Source organism: Streptomyces sp. NPDC003697, from assembly GCF_053587115.1.
Map to the genome: position 1 here is coordinate 1 of NZ_JBSFNN010000117.1, position 15078 is coordinate 15078.

A 15078-nucleotide genomic window follows, 5' to 3' on the forward strand; every position below is an offset into this window, starting at 1 on the left:
AGTACATCCAGTACGAGGGCGTCCGGCCGGCACGCCGAGAGCACGCACCGGACGCCACTCCTTGACGGGCAAACGTTGCCTGCCGCGGCACTAGCTTCTGGGCCGGGTCACGAAGGGTCGTCGAGTTCCAGGTCCCACTGCTCAGCGAACACACTCGGTGATCACGTGGGGAAGTCGCCCCGCATGCTGTCACTGTCTGCGGCGCTGTCCCACGACCGAGGCGCGGCCTGCCGAAGGCCAGGCGCCGTCACCACCTCCTTCCTTGCCACAATCAGGGGTGCATCGGACGACGGGGAGGAACAGCAGTGGTGGAAGCGTGGGATGTAGCCGAGACAGCGGGAACGGTGGCGTCAGCCGCAGCAGCAGCTGTGGCCACAGGGCTTGTCGCCTGGCAAGCTCGACTCGCGCGTCGAGCCAATGCCAGCGCCCACGCGGTCGTGATCGATTCAGCCAAGGCGCGGCTGGACGCAGAGGCACCGGACCTGGACGTCAGGGTGCTTGCCCCGGCGTGGCCCCCGCTGCATGACGCCAACGACAGCACTTCCCATCTGGCAGGCGACACGGTCTGGAGCCTGCCCGGCGACGAGGAGCAAACTCTCGTTTGGATGCTGCCGGTTGACCTCGCCAACCGGGGAACGCGGGATGTCGAGGTATCAATCAGCGGCGACATCCGTCCGGTAACCGAATGGGCGGACCCGGCATGGCATCCTGGCCAGCCGATCGAGGACTTCCTGATGCCCGCTAGAGAGCCTTACCGCTTCCACCTCCAGGGCACACTGACGTTGCGACAGTGTGCCGACAACTGGGCCGCCCGCGAACGAGGCCGTCCCCTACCGCATCGAATAGCCGGTGTCGTGAGCGCCACCGACCGGCGCGATGAAGGGATCACCGACCGATGGGAGTTGGTGATGACCGGCTGCCCGATCGAACCGGTCCCCGAGACGGAGGACCAGTGGCGTCTCACTGCCGACTCCGTGGTGCCTCAGTGGAAGATCCTCACCGTAGAGCCGGTTGCCCGGGAGCGCACCTACTGGATCTCCCGCCGCCGAGGAGTGAAGTATCCCTCGGTGGAGGACCTCCTCGAGTGATCCGTCGCCCGCAACGATCCGCGACGCTGCGCGGACGGCTGCCCTGCCGCCGGCAGCCGCGGGGGGCGGTGGGTCCCGTGTCCGGTGACATGGCCGGCGTTCTCACGCCCGTGTACTTGGGGTCCTCCGCCGAGGCGACACCGGCGTGGAACACGCCGAAGCGCGGCGCCGCGGAACCCGCCGGCGGGGCCGTACCCGCCACCACGGCGGCCGGCCGGCTTCGCCGGCCCGCGTACGCGGCCGGCACGGCGCCCCCGGCCGTGAGTGCCTCGGCCGCGCGCAGCAACGTGTGCGCCCTGCCCGACCCGAACGGTTTCGGCCGCCAGGCCCATACGCCGCTTCATCAGCCGGAACGCCCCCAGTTCGAGGGCGGCTCCGAGGACGGCCACGCGGCGCGCGGGACCCGTCTGCGCGCAGGCCGCGGGCCGGAGAGCAGGCCGTCCCGCACCGCCTCCTCGCCCCCTCCCGCCGTTCGCGCGGCGGTGTCGTCCGTCATGTAACCCTCTCCTCGCTCACGTGCCGTCGGCCTCCCCGGCCCCCGGCGCGGCCCGCACGGCCTGGATGCGCCGCCGCTGCCCTTCGGTGACGGGCAGTTCGACCCGCCTGCCGTAGTACCACCGGCTCAGGGCGTTGCGGAGACGGTGCGTGCGGAACCAGCGCCTTGCCTCCGTGCCGTCCACACGCGGACGTGGCTCGTCGCGTACGAGGATGCGGTACGCCTCGGCAGCGGGCAGCAGCGTCCTGGCCACCTGGTGGCCGCCGTCCGCGGTCCGCCGCACCCCGGCGCCCGCGCGCCCCTCCAACAGACGCCGGCGGTCGGCCGCCTGCAACCGCAGGCACGCCCGCTTCGTGGCGTGGTAGGCCACGAGCGGCACCACGAACAGGGCGGTGCGGAAGGAATATGTCAGCACTTCCAGGCGGACCCCGAAGACGTACGCCATGACATCCTGTCCGCCCGCCATGAGCAGCACGGCGTACGCGGACACGGCGGCGACCCCGAGAGCGGTCCGCGTGGGCCGGTCGCGCGGCCGGTCGCACAGGTGCTGCTCGGGCGTCGGCCCGGTGATCCACCGCTCGAAGTACGGATAGGCGTACAGGACGGCGAACAGGGTCGTGGGCAGGACGACGCCGGGCAGGAACACGTCCCAGACGACGGTGTGGCCGGCGAAGTCGGTCTCGGCCCCGGGCATCAGGCGCAGAGCGCCCTCCAGGAACCCCACGTACCAGTCGGGCTGGGCGTCGATGGACGCCTGGCCGGCCCGGTAGGGGCCGAAGACCCAGACCGGGTTGACCTGCACCAGGGCCGCCATCAGGGTGAGGACGCCCGCGACGGCGAACAGCAGGCCGGTGGACTTGGCGGCGTACTGCGGGATAAGCGCCTTCCCGATCACGTTGCGGTTGGTCCGGCCCGGCTCGGCCCACTGCGTGTGCTTGTGGCGGATGACGAAGAACAGGTGGGCCACGACGAGGGCCAGCAGCAGCCCCGGTAGCAGCAGGATGTGCGCCGCGTACAGACGCGGGATGATCTCGTGGCCGGGGAACCGGCCGCCGAAGACGAGGAACGACACGTACGTGCCGACGACCGGGATCGACAGCATGATGCCCTGAGCCTTGCGCAGGCCCGTGCCCGACAGCAGATCGTCGGGGAGCGAGTAACCGCAGAAGCCCTCCAGCAGGGCCAGCAGGAACAAGGTGACGCCGATGGTCCAGTTGACCTCACGGGGCCGCCTGAAGGCGCCGGTGAAGAAGATCCGCAGCAGGTGCACGCCGATGGCGGCGACGAACACGAGCGCACCCCAGTGATGGATCTGCCGGATCAGCAGCCCGCCGCGGACCTCGAAACTGATGTGCAGCACCGAGGCGTACGCCTCCGACGTCGTCACGCCCCGCAACGGCACGTACGAACCGGTGTACGGCTGTTCGGTCATGCCCGGGTGGAAGAAGAACGTCAGGAAGACACCCGTCACCACGAGAACGAGGAGACCGTACAGAGCGATCTCACCCAGCAGGAACGACCAGTGGTCGGGGAACGCCTTGCGCACGAACTCCCTGCCCGCCGAGGAGACCGGCAGGCGGCTGTCGAACGCGGTCGCCAGACGCTCCCCACGTGCAGCGGGGCGGGCCGCCTCGCCCTCATGAGACACCCTCACGGTGTTCGCCCTCCTGCCGCCCGGTCCCGGCGACCGCCTCCCGCGTGCCACCGCTCACCGCGCGTTCCGAGCCTCGCACGTGCGCCTTCGTCCCGCGCGGCCGGAACGGCGACCGAGTGAGGGACGGGAGATGCCGGAACAGGAGTTCCCCACGGGGACCATGGAAGAGGTCGACGCCGTCACCGGGGCGGTGCTGACCGCCTCCCGGCTTCTGGTCGCGGTCTCCGCCCGTTCGCTCTCCGCGGCCGGGGAACGGGTCACTCTGCCGCAGTTCCGGATGCTGCTCGTGCTGTCGACCCGCGGTGCCACCGAGACTCGTCACCCTCGCCGCTTGGTAGCACCCGCGCGGGCCGCGCCGCCTCGGCGTCGGGCGGCGCGGCCCGTGGCCGGGGCTCGGGGCGTCGTCGGCTGGAGTACCGCCTCGAACGGGGGCGCGGGAGCGCAGAGCTGTGAACTCCCGCTCCTCGGGGCGGCCGCCATGCGGCTGAACGCCCGTCGGCCGGAGTGACCGACGAGCTGTCCGGCTCGATGTGCCGCCGGAGGCCCCGGCGCACGGGTGCGGGACACCTCCCCACCCGATCGGGTGATGTCACCCATCCGGCCCGGCCGCGGCACCGGATTCCCCACGTGAGGGACGAAGAGAGGGACCCGGCCGGACGACGGGGGCTGCTGCGTTCGGCGCTGGGAGCGCTGAGCGGTGTGGTGGCCGGCTTCGCCGCGCTCGCGGTCGCCGAACTGGCCACGGCGGCAGTGCGTCCGCAGGCCGGCCCCGTCATCGCCGTGGGGGGTGCGCTGATCGACCGTACGCCCGCCACGGTCAAGGACTGGGCGGTCCGTCGGTTCGGGACCGCCGACAAGCCGGTGCTGCAGGTGGGCATCGTGGCCGTTCTGGCCCTGCTCGCGGTGGTGCTCGGTGCGCTGGCGGCACGGTTTCGGCGGACGGGAGCCGCCGGCGTCCTGCTGCTCGGCGTCGTCGGTGCGGTGGCGGCCACCGGCCGGCCCGACTCCACCGGCCTCGGCGACGCCTGGCCCTCGCTGCTCGGGGCCGCAGCCGGAGCTCTGCTGCTGTACGTCCTGAGCGGACGCCTCCAGGTGCCGGGGCGGGCTCGGGCGACGGACTCCGGGGCTCCAGTGCGTCCGGACGGCGTGTTCGAGGGCTTCGACCGCAGGGGCTTCCTCCTCACGGCGGCCGCCGCCACGGCGGCATCGACCGCCGCCGGTGCCGTCGGCCGCTCGCTGAACGGCGTGAGCGGCGAGGACGCGGTCGCCTCACGGCGGCGGGTGGTGCTGCCCCGGCCCGCCTCCCCGGCGGCGGCCACCCCGGCCGGAACCGGACTGCGCGTCGCCGGGATCAGCCCCTTCCACACGTCGAACACGGACTTCTACCGTGTCGACACCGCCCTGGTGGTGCCCAGGGTCGACGCGGCCACCTGGCGGCTGCGCCTCCACGGGCGGGGCGTGCGCCGTCCAGGTGTCTACTCCTTCGACGATCTGCTGCGGCGGGAGCTGATCGAGCGGGACATCACCCTGACCTGCGTCTCGAACGAGGTGGGCGGCCCGTACGTCGGCAACGCCCGCTGGATCGGGGTGCGTCTGGCCGGCCTGCTCGCCGAGTGCGGGGTGAAGCCGCCGTCCCGGGGCGGAGCCGCCGATCAGCTGGTCGCGCGCTCGGTGGACGGCATGACCATCGGCACGCCCGTCGAGGACGTGATGGACGGGCGGGACGCGATGCTCGCCCTCGGTATGAACGGCGAGCCGCTGCCCTTCGCACACGGGTTCCCGGTGCGGATGGTGGTGCCCGGCCTGTACGGGTACGTCTCCGCCTGCAAGTGGGTCCAGGACCTCGAACTCACCACCTTCGAGGCCTACGACCCCTACTGGGTCAAGCGGGGCTGGGCCCGCCGGGCGCCCGTCAGGACCCAGTCCCGCATCGACACTCCTAGGCCCTTCGCCCGGCCGAGGGCGGGCACCGTGATGGTCGCCGGAGTCGCCTGGGCCCAGCACGTGGGCATCGACAAGGTCGAGGTCCGCGTCGACGACGGCCCCTGGCAGGAGGCCCACCTGGCCGCCGAGGACACCCGCGACACCTGGCGGCAGTGGTCCTGGCCCTGGCAGGCCGTCGAAGGCAGCCACACCCTCACCGTGCGCGCCACCGACCGTGCCGGACGGCTGCAGACCGCACGCCGAACCCGGACCGCCCCCGACGGCGCGAGCGGCCGGCACTCCGTGGTGGTGACCGTCGAGTGACCACTCGTCAAGGGCTGTGACGCGCCCTCCCCCAACCGCCTTTCCCACGACACACATCACCGCGGCAGCGCGCCGCACTCGTCTACAGGAGAACCATGACGAACCCCCGTACCCGTCGTCTCGGCGTCGCCCTCGCCGCGGCGGCCGTCCTGCCCCTGGTCCTGAGCGCCTGTTCCGGCGACGGAGGCACCGATGCCGGCAAGCCGGACTCCTCGGGCAAGGCGTCCGCCTCCCGGAGCGACGGCGGCATGAGCCGTTCCGGCAGCGGCACCACCGCCGTGCGCCGGCCGTTCGGCGACGCCTGCTCTGCCGTGCCCAAGGGCGGCGCAGGCTCCTTCGACGGCATGGCCGGGGACCCGGTGGCCACCGCCGCCTCCAACAACCCCGTGCTGTCCACCCTCGTGACCGCGGTGAAGAAGGCCGGCCTGGTCGACACTCTCAACAACGCCCGGGACATCACCGTGTTCGCACCCACCAACGGCGCCTTCGACAAGATCCCGAAGGCGACCCTCGACAAGGTCCTCAACGACAAGGCCGAGCTGACGAGGATCCTCACCTACCACGTCGTCGGCAGGAAGCTGACGCCCGAGGACCTGGCGGACGGCTCCTTCGCCACACTGGAGAAGTCGACCATCTCCACCTCGGGCTCGGGCGAGTCCTACACCGTCAACGACTCCGCCAAGGTGGTCTGCGGCAACGTCAGGACCGCCAACGCCCACGTCTACCTCATCGACACCGTCCTGATGCCGAAGCGCTGACCCGGTCCGGGACCGGCGACGCGTGCCGCCTGCCCGCCTCGGCGGGAGCGACCAGGCGGCACGCGTCGCATCTGCGGCGGCGCCCGCCGAAGCCCCTGGGCCGGGGCCTCAGCGTGACTCCTCCCGGTCCGGCGACGCCACTCGGCAGCTGGAGCGGTACCGCGTGGGCCGCGTGCTGTTCGCGGGCGACGCCGCGCACATCCATCCGCCGCTGGGCGACCAGGGTCTCAACCTCGGCACGCAGGACGCGTTCGACCTCGGCTGGAACCCGGCCGCGGCCGTCCAGGACCGGCGCCGGCCGGTCTGCTGGACAGCTACCACGCCGAACGGCATCCGGTCGGGGCCGAGGTACCGCACCACGCATCGGCGCAGCGGGTGCCGGGCCCGTCCCAGCCCCGATGAGGACCTGGCCGCGCTGCGGGGCACCTTCGTCGACCTCCTGCGCCTGCCCGACACCCACCGCCACCTCGCGGTGCTGATGTCCGGCCTCTCCCTGCGCCACGAGCTGTCCGGGAAGCACCCGCTCACCGGACAGCGCGTGCCGGACACCGACCTGGTCACCGCAGCCGGCCCACCCGGCTGTCGATGCTGTTCGTCTCCGGACACGCGGTCCTGCTCGACCTGGCCGACGCAGTGCCGGCCTCCGCCTCCCGCCGCGAGTCGATCTCGTCCGCGCCACCTGCGCCGACGACCTGGGCGCCGGTGCCCTGCTCGTCCGTCTCGACGGGTACGTCTGCTGGGCCGCGGACACCTCCGCCGTCCGCGGCGACACCCTCACGAGGACGCGCCGAGCCGCGTGACGCGTGCGAGACCCTGCGCCCGGGCCGCCCCGCTCAGGACGGCACGGGCAGCAGGCCGAGGGGCGTGGTGGTCGGCTGCCGCGATCCGCCCGCCGGCTCGACGGTGATCCCGACGCCGGAGGCACCGTCCACCCGCCCGTGCAGCAACACCGTCTGGTCGGCGCGGTCGGGGCTCAGCAGACCGGCCGAGCGCACCCGGCCGCCGTCGGCGAACCACAGCTGGTAGACCCTGCCCTCGGGCGGCGCGGCCATGCCCGAGGCCATGAAGACGGCCCGGTCCCGGTCGGCGGAGACCACCAGGGTGCCCGTGCCGCTCCCCACCCGCGCCGACCGTGTCCGCGCGTCCGGCGCGGTCAGCACCCCGGCCACCTCGTCGGCGTGCCGTCCGGCCCGGGCCACCTGCTCCCGGGCGTGCACAGCGCGTTCGTACTGCCATACCGCCGTCCCCCCGAAGGCCGCGGCGACGGCCAGACACGCGGCCGGCATCCACCGGGTCAGCCGGCGGCCGCCCGGCACGCCCCGCCGGACCTGCCGCACGGCCGCGGCGCCGGGGGACACCTGCCGCACGGTGGCGATGCGGTGCAGCACCTGCTCGCGCAGCGCCGGACGGACAGGCACACAGGAGGCCGAGGCCAGCCGGGCGGCAGTCGCCGTGAACTCCGCGACCTCCTGCGCGCAGGACTCGCAGCCGGCCAGATGACGCTCGAAGTGGGCACGCTCGTCGTCGGGGAGCGCGTGCAGCGCGTAGGCACCCGTCAGCGTGTGCGGATCGGCCGTCGTCATGCCGTCACCCCCAGGCAGTCGCGAAGCCGGATGAGACCGTCGCGCAACCGGGTCTTGACCGTGCCCAGCGGCAGCGCGAGGGCCTCGGCGACCTGACGGTAGGTCAGGCCGCGGTAGTACGCGAGCGTGACCGACTGGCGCTGCAGGCCGGTCAAGGTCCGCAGACAGCGCCGTACCTGTTCCTGCTCCAGCCGGGTCTCCACCTGCTCGGTCACCTGGTCGTACTCGGGCGTCCTCGCCAGCAGCGCGGCCCGGGTGTCGCGGGCGGCGGCGGCCTCCACCGACCGCACCCGGTCCACCGCGCGCCGATGGGCCAGCGTCAGGATCCAGTTGAGGGCCGTACCGCGCTCGGGCCGGTACCTCGGGGCGGTGCGCCACACCTCGACGAGCACGTCCTGCGCGACCTCCTCCGACTGCGCATGGTCGCGCAACACCGCCCGCACGGCTCCGAGTACGGGGCCGGCCACCGCGTCGTAGACCGCGGCGAAGGCCTCCTGATCTCCCAGGGCCACCTCGCGCACCAGCTGTTGCAGGTCAGGCTCGGAGGACGGATGTCTGCCGATGTAGACGGCTTCCTTCACAGCGGCTCTCCCCGGGTTGACGAGCGGGAACATCCCCGCGTAATCCGGAGCCGCCCGGCCCGCGGATTGGTCATACCGCGGAACGCCCGTCAGGGAGTACGGCTCGTCGTCCGCTCCTGGCCGTGGACTCGGGGGAGCGGTGGTGCGGCCGGGGCCACCGTACTTGGCGGGCGCGGTCCGGAGAGCGTCCGCCGGGGCGTCCGGGGGTACACCGGCAGAGCCGCGCTCTCGGTGGCGTACGGACGGAGGGGGACCCGCACCTCGGGCGGGCCCAGGGCGCCGGCGAGAGCCTGGCGGAGATCCGCGCACTGGTGGCCGTCCCCAGGCCGAGCACGAGGAACAGGTTGCAGGTCCCGACCTCCGTCCCGTAGGCGGCTGCCCCCCCGACAGGCCGAATCGGGTGAGTTCGGGCGGCACCCGCCCCCAGCGCCGCGCCGGTCGGACAGGGGGCGCGCCCGGCAGGTCGGTCTCCCGCACCCGGAGGTGCCCGGGGTCGCTCTGCCGCGCCGTGCTGTCGGCCCTTCGCCTGCCGCTCACACCCGCCCGCAGTCGTCTCACCGCCGGGCCCGCCTCCGCCGGACGCTCGCTCGCCCCACGGCCGGGGGTCGGTCACAGCCGGCGGGCGACGGGATCCGTCGTCCGTTCCCCGTGCGGAGACGAGGACGACCACGGCTTCCGTACCCGAACGGACGGCCCGGGGGAGCGGGCACGGCAGCGGTTCAGGCCCCACGGCGGATCACGCGACTGCTCCCAAGGACCCACGGACGGCGCACCGGCCGGAGCCCCCCGGACGTCACGGACGACGAACCGCGCGCGGCCGGCGCCAGGCGCGGCTGGTCTCCGGGCGCGGGCGCGCCTGAGGTCGTTCTGGGGGCGGCGGGCCGCTGCGGTTGCACGGCTGTCGGCGGGGCGGGGTCGTCGCATGCCGACGTGCCGCTCCGTTTGCCGCCCCCGCAGGCGGGGACCCGCCCGACCATGAGCACCACGCCAGACAGCCACTTCCCGGGGACTGCGGCCGCCCACCCCGGGATTCCGGCACCGGCCGCGCCAGGTGCTCCCGGAGCGGGTGCGGCCGCGCCCACCGGATGGGGAACATCAAGCGGACGGCGATCGGGGAACGGGCCGTTCACCGGCCGGGACAGGAACAGGTCAGGTTCAATGAGCACAGCCACTGACAACCGCCTCGCACGGCGTCTGCAGCGGGTTCTGCGACGCACGGAGCGGGGCTACTCCGCAGGGCACGAACGGCCACTGGGCGGCTATCTCGCGGCGTTGACCGGATTCACGGCGTACACGGCGGCCTGGGCCACGGTGGTACGACTCCGCGGGCGCCCCCTGCCGGAGCGGCCCGAGCCGTGGGACGTGGTGCTGACGGCGGTGGCCACGTTCCGGCTCAGCCGGCTGCTCACCAAGTCGTCGGTGACCAGCCCGCTGCGCGCCCCCTTCACGCGGTACGTCGGTCCGCAGGGCCCGGCGGAACTGCATGAGGAGGGGCAGTCCGAGGGCGGCCAGGAAGCCGTCGGCGAGCTGGTCACCTGCCCGTTCTGCATGAGCGTCTGGGTGGCCTCGACCCTGACCGCCGGCCAGTTGCTCTGGCCGCGTGCGACGCGCACCGCCATGGGAGCGCTCGCCGCCCTGGCCGGGGCGGACACGCTGCAACTGGCGTACAGCGCGCTGGTGGACAGGACGACCGGCGACTGACCGCACCGCCGCGGAACCGTCAGGTCTCAGGCCACGGCGTATCGCCGCTCCGGTGCGCCGTGGCCCACCGGCGCCGGCGTCGGCTCCCTGGGCCGAGCAGATCCGGCGCGGCGCGGCCGCCGCCTGTCCGTCCGGCACAGCGGGGGGCGGGGATGCCGACGCCCGGCGGGAGGGGCGACTCGCTGTTCGGCGGGCCGGAGCGGAGGAGGCGTCGACATGTTCTTCGAGCGCAGTGATCTTGCCGAGTTGCGGGTGACGTCCTCGCCGCCCCGGCGATGGTGACGAACGGGCGGATGAATCCCCGGCGGCCGGTCACCTCGCGGCAAGGGGGCGGCAGCCGTGCTCCCACTCACCCGTGCACCGGGCTTCTGAAGGTCCCTGAACACCGTCCTGCCAGGGCGTTTCCCTCCCGCGGGACTGGCCGAAATCATGCCGTGGTGCCGCGCCCCGCCGGAAAACGACTCCTCATTGTCAGTGGTGTGGTGAACAATACCGAGGAGAGAGATCAACACCGGCCCCGAACGGGGTAGGCGGTCTCGAGTCCTCGCCCCGGAAGGCCACCGCTCATGCCGCCCACGCCCGACGAGCAGCAGCTCCTCGACGTCCTTCTGACCGCGCCCCGCCGGAAGAACGAGGGGCTCGGAACGGCCGCTGCCCCGGAACGCACCAGCCACCGGCACCGCGGTCCTCGGGGCTCCGGTCTCACGGGTCCGGCCATGTTCCTGTCAGATCCCCGCACCCGCCCCGAAGTCAGCCCGGCCGGCGCCGACCTGCTGCGCGTCATCTCCGATCCGCGCACCCCCGTGTTCGTCACCGTGCACGCCAACGGGCGCCGCCGGTACGGCTACTGGCAGCCGTTCGACTCCGCGACGGGCAGGGGCGGTTGCTACGTCGCCCTGTCGACCGACGAGTGCGACAAGCTGCAGACGAGCGGCCGGGTCACCCTCGGGGAACCCATTGTCGACCCGTCGAAGACGATCTACCGGGTGCTGCCCGCACGCACTCCGGCCGCGCCCGAACGCACGGCGCGGGAATGGGCGCGCGCGGCGTAGCCGGGGGCACCCGGCCGCTGCGGGCGTGAACCGGTTGGTCGTCCTGGCCCCGGTACCGCCGTGCCGCGCCGGGGGCCGTCCGGCGGATCAAGCCGCAGACGCGGGGCCCGGCACGCCCACCGAGGCCGCGGGACGTCGCCGGGTGGTGCCGGCGGTGACGATGCGCCCGTGACGAGACGCAGCCGGAGGCCGGTACCGGCCGCCGCCGGGACGGCCGCCAGGCCCGGGCGCCGTGCGGCTGTGTCAGACACGCCCCATGCGGCGGTGTCAGGCCCGCGCCATGCGGTGCGTCTGCGCCGGTACGCCGGCACGCGGCTCCACCCGCACCGGCAGGCGTCCGCCGTGCACCGCCGCCCGGGCTCCCTCGTCCGCGACGAGCCCCCCGCGTACGCCCGACACCCGGAAGGCCTCCGGCGCGCCCGACCGCTCCAGCCACTCCCGGTACGCGGGCGCCTGACAGGCCGCCTCCCAGTAGGCGTCCTCCAACTCCGGAAATACAGCGTCGAGTTCGGCTTCGGTGCGGGCCGCGAGCAGCAGCCGCACCCCTATAGGGTCACCCTGTAGAGGCCGGATCGCCAGGTCGGAGCGCGGCCGCGCGGTGGGCTGACTGACGGTCACCACCTCCCCGATGGCGGCCAGGGAGTAGGCGGTGAGGTAGTCGCCGTGGAGCATGTCGGGTTCCAGCCCCGCCTCGCGCAGCACCCTGCACAGCCCGTCCCACTCGCCGTCCACCGTGGAGTCGACCATCCAGCGGTCGTCGGCGAGGTCGGCGAGCCGCACCTCGCGCCGCGCGGCCGCGGGGTGGTCGGCGGCGAGGGAGACGAACTGCGGCTCACGCTCCACCAGCACGCGCAGGCAGAGCCCGGGCGGGATCCGCAGCGGACTGCCGTCGACCTCGTGCACGAAGGCGAGGTCGAGCCCGCCCGCGGCGACCATGCGCAGCAGGGAGTTCGCGGACACGTCCATCTGGAGCGTGGGTTCGGTCGCGGGCACCCGGGCCCGCAACCGGCGCAGCCAGCCCGGCAGGGCCCGGCTCGCGGTGGCACCGATGCGCAGCCGGGGGCCGCCGGCCGCGCGGGCCGCGGCCGTCCTCGTCGCGGTGACGAAGGCGGCGAACTCGGCGACCAGCGGTCTGGCGCGGCTCAGCACCGCGTGCCCCAGTGGTGTGGGACGGCAGCCCGTATGCGCGCGGGTGAAGAGCTGGCCGCCCAGCGCGTGCTCGATGCGACGCAACTGGGTGCTCAACGAGGGCTGCGCCAGGCCCAGTTCCCGCGCCGCCCTGTGCAGGCTGCCGGTGTCCGCGATGACGCAGAGAACGCGCAGGTGCCTCACCTCGAGCTCCATGGGGGGAGCGTAGGCGCGGCACGGGATGCCGCGCCAGATGTTCAAATCCCAACGGAACCATACGAGTCGGCTGCTGATAGCTCCGCGCTATCCCCAGTTGCCATCATCCGCAGGCCTGTCGGTGTGCCTGAGACTCCTCACCAGCCAATCGTTCACCACCCCACAGGAACGAGTAGGAGTCCCCCCATGACGTCGTCCCCCACGACCTCCAGCTCCGCGAAGACCTCCAGGAGACTGCTGGCGCTGGCCCTCGGCCTCGGTCTGGCCTCCGCCGCGCTGGGCACGGCGGTCCCGGCGAGCGCCCAGACGGCCGGCTCCGCTCCGGCCGCCGTCGCGCGGTACACCGGCTCCGCCGAGGAAGCCGCCAACAACAAGGCGTTCTTCGACGCCGTGCTCGCGTCGGTCGCGAAGAAGCGGGCGGCGAACCCGAGCCTGGCGGCGGCGGTGACCGTCTACTACAACGCCTCCCAGGCGCCGACGTTCCGCTCCCAGATATCGAGCGCCGCCTCGATCTGGAACAGCTCCGTGTCGAACGTCAAGCTCGCGGCGACCTCGGGCAGCGCCGACTTCTCCTACTACGAGGGCAACGACTCGCGCGGCTCCTACGCCTCCACCAACGGCCACGGCAGCGGCTACATCTTCCTCGACTACGCGCAGAACCGTCAGTACGACTCGATCCGCGTCACCGCCCACGAGACCGGGCACGTGCTGGGCCTGCCGGACCACTACAGCGGTCCGTGCAGCGAGCTGATGTCGGGCGGCGGCCCCGGCACGTCCTGCACCAACCGCTACCCGAACTCCGCCGAGCGGTCCCGCGTCGACCAGCTGTGGGCCAACGGCCTCGCCAAGGCCCTGCAGAAGGTGAACGCGGTGCGCTGACCTCCCGGGCGGCACGCCGTCCGGAAGCCGGTGCGGACCGTGGGCGCCGGCCCGCGGTCCGCACCGGTGAACGCCGGTCCTTCCCCTCCGCCCCCACCGTCATGGGCCGCCCTGTCCGCCGGGGCGGCCTGTGGCGTTCCCGGGGGCGGGACGCGGGGCCGTCCTGCCACGTCCCACCGCGCGCGAAGCGCTGACTTCGCGTCACCGAACGACCCGCCACCCCCGGCCCCTGAGCCCCGGGGCCCACCCACGGCCTCCGCCCCTCCCGCTGCCGGCCCCTTCCACCCTCAGGCCTCTGTCGTCCCGCCGGTGCGGAAGGCGGTGACCGCGCCACGTCTCCGCCGGCACCGGCACGGCCGTCCGGCCGCCCGACGGACGGGTCGCGGGGTGAGCCGAACCGGATTCGTTCATTTCCTTGAACGACTCGTGTTTGTGCCGCTACGTTGGCGCGGTGACCGGATCCGGGACTCCGACCACCGCGGACGAACTGCGTGGTGTCGGCCTGCGCGTGACGGCCGCCCGCGTCGCTCTCCTGGAGACCGTGCGGGGCGGTGACCACCTCGGTGTCGAGGCGATCGCCTCGAGGGTGCGCGATCGCGTGGGTCACATCTCCGTGCAGGCCGTCTACGAGGCCCTGCACGCGCTCACCGCGGCGGGACTCGTGCGGCGGATCGAACCACCCGGCAGTCCGGCCCTGTACGAGGGCCGCGTCGGGGACAACCACCACCACCTCGTGTGCCGGTCGTGCGGTGCCGTCGCCGACGTCGACTGCGCGGTGGGCCACGCCCCCTGCCTGACCGCGTCCGACGACCGCGGCTTCTCGATCGACGAGGCCGAGGTCGTCTACTGGGGCCTGTGCCCCGCCTGCTCCACCCGCAGTTCCTGAGCATTGTGATCCACCCGTCCGGAAGGATTTGCATGTCCGAGAACCACGAGGCAATCGTCACCGACCCGAAGACGGAGGGGGAGGGCGGCTGCCCGGTCGCGCACGGGCGCGCCCTGCATCCGACCCAGGGCGGCGGTAACCGCCAGTGGTGGCCGGAGCGGCTCAACCTGAAGGTCCTCGCCAAGAACCCCGCCGTGGCCAACCCGCTCGGTGAGAAGTTCGACTACGCGGCGGCGTTCACCTCGCTCGACCTCCCGGCGGTGAAGCGCGACATCGCCGAGGTCCTGACGACCTCCCAGGACTGGTGGCCCGCCGACTTCGGCCACTACGGCCCCCTCATCGTCCGCATGGCCTGGCACAGCGCGGGCACCTACCGCATCAGCGACGGCCGCGGCGGCGCCGGCGCCGGCCAGCAGCGCTTCGCCCCCCTCAACAGCTGGCCGGACAACGCCAACCTCGACAAGGCGCGCCGGCTGCTGTGGCCGGTCAAGAAGAAGTACGGCCAGAACATCTCCTGGGCCGACCTGATGATCCTGGCCGGCAACGTCGCGCTGGAGACGATGGGCTTCGAGACCTTCGGTTACGCCGGTGGCCGCGAGGACGTGTGGGAGCCCGAGGAGGACGTGTACTGGGGTCCCGAGACCACCTGGCTGGGCGACGCGCGCTACTCCGGCGACCGTGAGCTGGAGAACCCCCTCGGCGCCGTCCAGATGGGCCTGATCTACGTCAACCCCGAGGGCCCGAACGAGCTGCGCGGCAAGTCCCCCTACGGCGCGCCCCAGCTGGACGTGCCCGTACGGCTGAACACC

Annotated in this window: 12 protein-coding genes and 2 pseudogenes; 10 read left to right on the forward strand and 4 right to left on the reverse strand. The window is 73.2% G+C overall.

All coding sequences use genetic code 11. The features are described from left to right. Window positions 1-305: 305 nt before the first annotated feature. Window positions 306-1088 (forward strand): hypothetical protein, encoded by a 783-nt coding sequence (locus ACWDNY_RS29190; RefSeq protein ID WP_451648811.1) that lies wholly within the window; start codon window positions 306-308, stop codon window positions 1086-1088. Between the two features lie 512 nt (window positions 1089-1600). On the opposite strand, the gene qcrB is transcribed toward ACWDNY_RS29190, so the two are convergent. Further along, window positions 1601-3232, reverse strand: coding sequence for a cytochrome bc1 complex cytochrome b subunit (gene qcrB / locus ACWDNY_RS29195; RefSeq protein WP_451648822.1), 1632 nt, complete (start codon window positions 3230-3232; stop codon window positions 1601-1603). Window positions 3233-3368: 136 nt separating this feature from the next. On the opposite strand from qcrB, the pseudogene ACWDNY_RS29200 reads away from it, so the two are divergent. The 4 genes and pseudogenes from ACWDNY_RS29200 to ACWDNY_RS29215 form a co-directional block, all read left to right on the forward strand. After that, window positions 3369-3551 (forward strand): annotated as a pseudogene (locus tag ACWDNY_RS29200) (MarR family transcriptional regulator); the annotation flags it as partial. A 314-nt stretch (window positions 3552-3865) separates the two neighbouring features. Further along, a complete protein-coding gene (locus tag ACWDNY_RS29205) occupies window positions 3866-5485 on the forward strand; it encodes a molybdopterin-dependent oxidoreductase (RefSeq protein WP_451648812.1) in 1620 nt (539 codons plus the stop codon). 95 nt (window positions 5486-5580) lie between these two features. Beyond that, window positions 5581-6243: a fasciclin domain-containing protein gene (locus ACWDNY_RS29210; RefSeq protein ID WP_451648813.1), complete on the forward strand. Its 663-nt coding sequence runs from the start codon at window positions 5581-5583 to the stop codon at window positions 6241-6243. Window positions 6244-6355: 112 nt separating this feature from the next. Further along, window positions 6356-7043 (forward strand): annotated as a pseudogene (locus ACWDNY_RS29215) (FAD-dependent monooxygenase); the annotation flags it as partial. A gap of 33 nt (window positions 7044-7076) precedes the next feature. Here ACWDNY_RS29215 and ACWDNY_RS29220 read toward each other — a convergent pair. Together ACWDNY_RS29220 and ACWDNY_RS29225 are read right to left on the reverse strand one after the other, a co-directional pair. Continuing rightward, window positions 7077-7826, reverse strand: coding sequence for an anti-sigma factor (locus tag ACWDNY_RS29220; protein WP_451648814.1), 750 nt, complete (start codon window positions 7824-7826; stop codon window positions 7077-7079). Continuing rightward, window positions 7823-8407, reverse strand: a complete 585-nt coding sequence (locus ACWDNY_RS29225; protein ID WP_451648815.1) for a sigma-70 family RNA polymerase sigma factor — start codon at window positions 8405-8407, stop codon at window positions 7823-7825. The genes ACWDNY_RS29220 and ACWDNY_RS29225 overlap by 4 nt, the downstream gene beginning before the upstream one ends. Window positions 8408-9565: 1158 nt before the next feature. Here ACWDNY_RS29225 and ACWDNY_RS29230 point away from each other — a divergent pair. Together ACWDNY_RS29230 and ACWDNY_RS29235 are read left to right on the forward strand one after the other, a co-directional pair. Further along, window positions 9566-10108: a DUF1360 domain-containing protein gene (locus ACWDNY_RS29230; protein WP_451648816.1), complete on the forward strand. Its 543-nt coding sequence runs from the start codon at window positions 9566-9568 to the stop codon at window positions 10106-10108. 566 nt (window positions 10109-10674) lie between these two features. Beyond that, complete coding sequence (locus ACWDNY_RS29235) at window positions 10675-11160, forward strand: cell envelope biogenesis protein OmpA (protein WP_451648817.1); 486 nt, start codon at window positions 10675-10677, stop codon at window positions 11158-11160. Between the two features lie 267 nt (window positions 11161-11427). On the opposite strand, the gene ACWDNY_RS29240 is transcribed toward ACWDNY_RS29235, so the two are convergent. Beyond that, complete coding sequence (locus ACWDNY_RS29240; RefSeq protein WP_451648818.1) at window positions 11428-12504, reverse strand: LysR family transcriptional regulator; 1077 nt, start codon at window positions 12502-12504, stop codon at window positions 11428-11430. 186 nt (window positions 12505-12690) lie between these two features. Here ACWDNY_RS29240 and snpA point away from each other — a divergent pair, with 186 nt between their 5' ends. The 3 genes from snpA to ACWDNY_RS29255 form a co-directional block, all read left to right on the forward strand. Next, window positions 12691-13383, forward strand: coding sequence for a snapalysin (snpA, locus tag ACWDNY_RS29245; RefSeq protein WP_451648819.1), 693 nt, complete (start codon window positions 12691-12693; stop codon window positions 13381-13383). A gap of 451 nt (window positions 13384-13834) precedes the next feature. After that, window positions 13835-14269 carry a Fur family transcriptional regulator gene (locus ACWDNY_RS29250; protein WP_451648820.1) on the forward strand — a complete coding sequence of 145 codons (435 nt, stop codon included), beginning with the start codon at window positions 13835-13837 and terminating at the stop codon, window positions 14267-14269. 32 nt (window positions 14270-14301) lie between these two features. Beyond that, the coding region (locus tag ACWDNY_RS29255; protein WP_451648821.1) for a peroxidase family protein at window positions 14302-15078 on the forward strand (777 nt) is incomplete at its 3' end.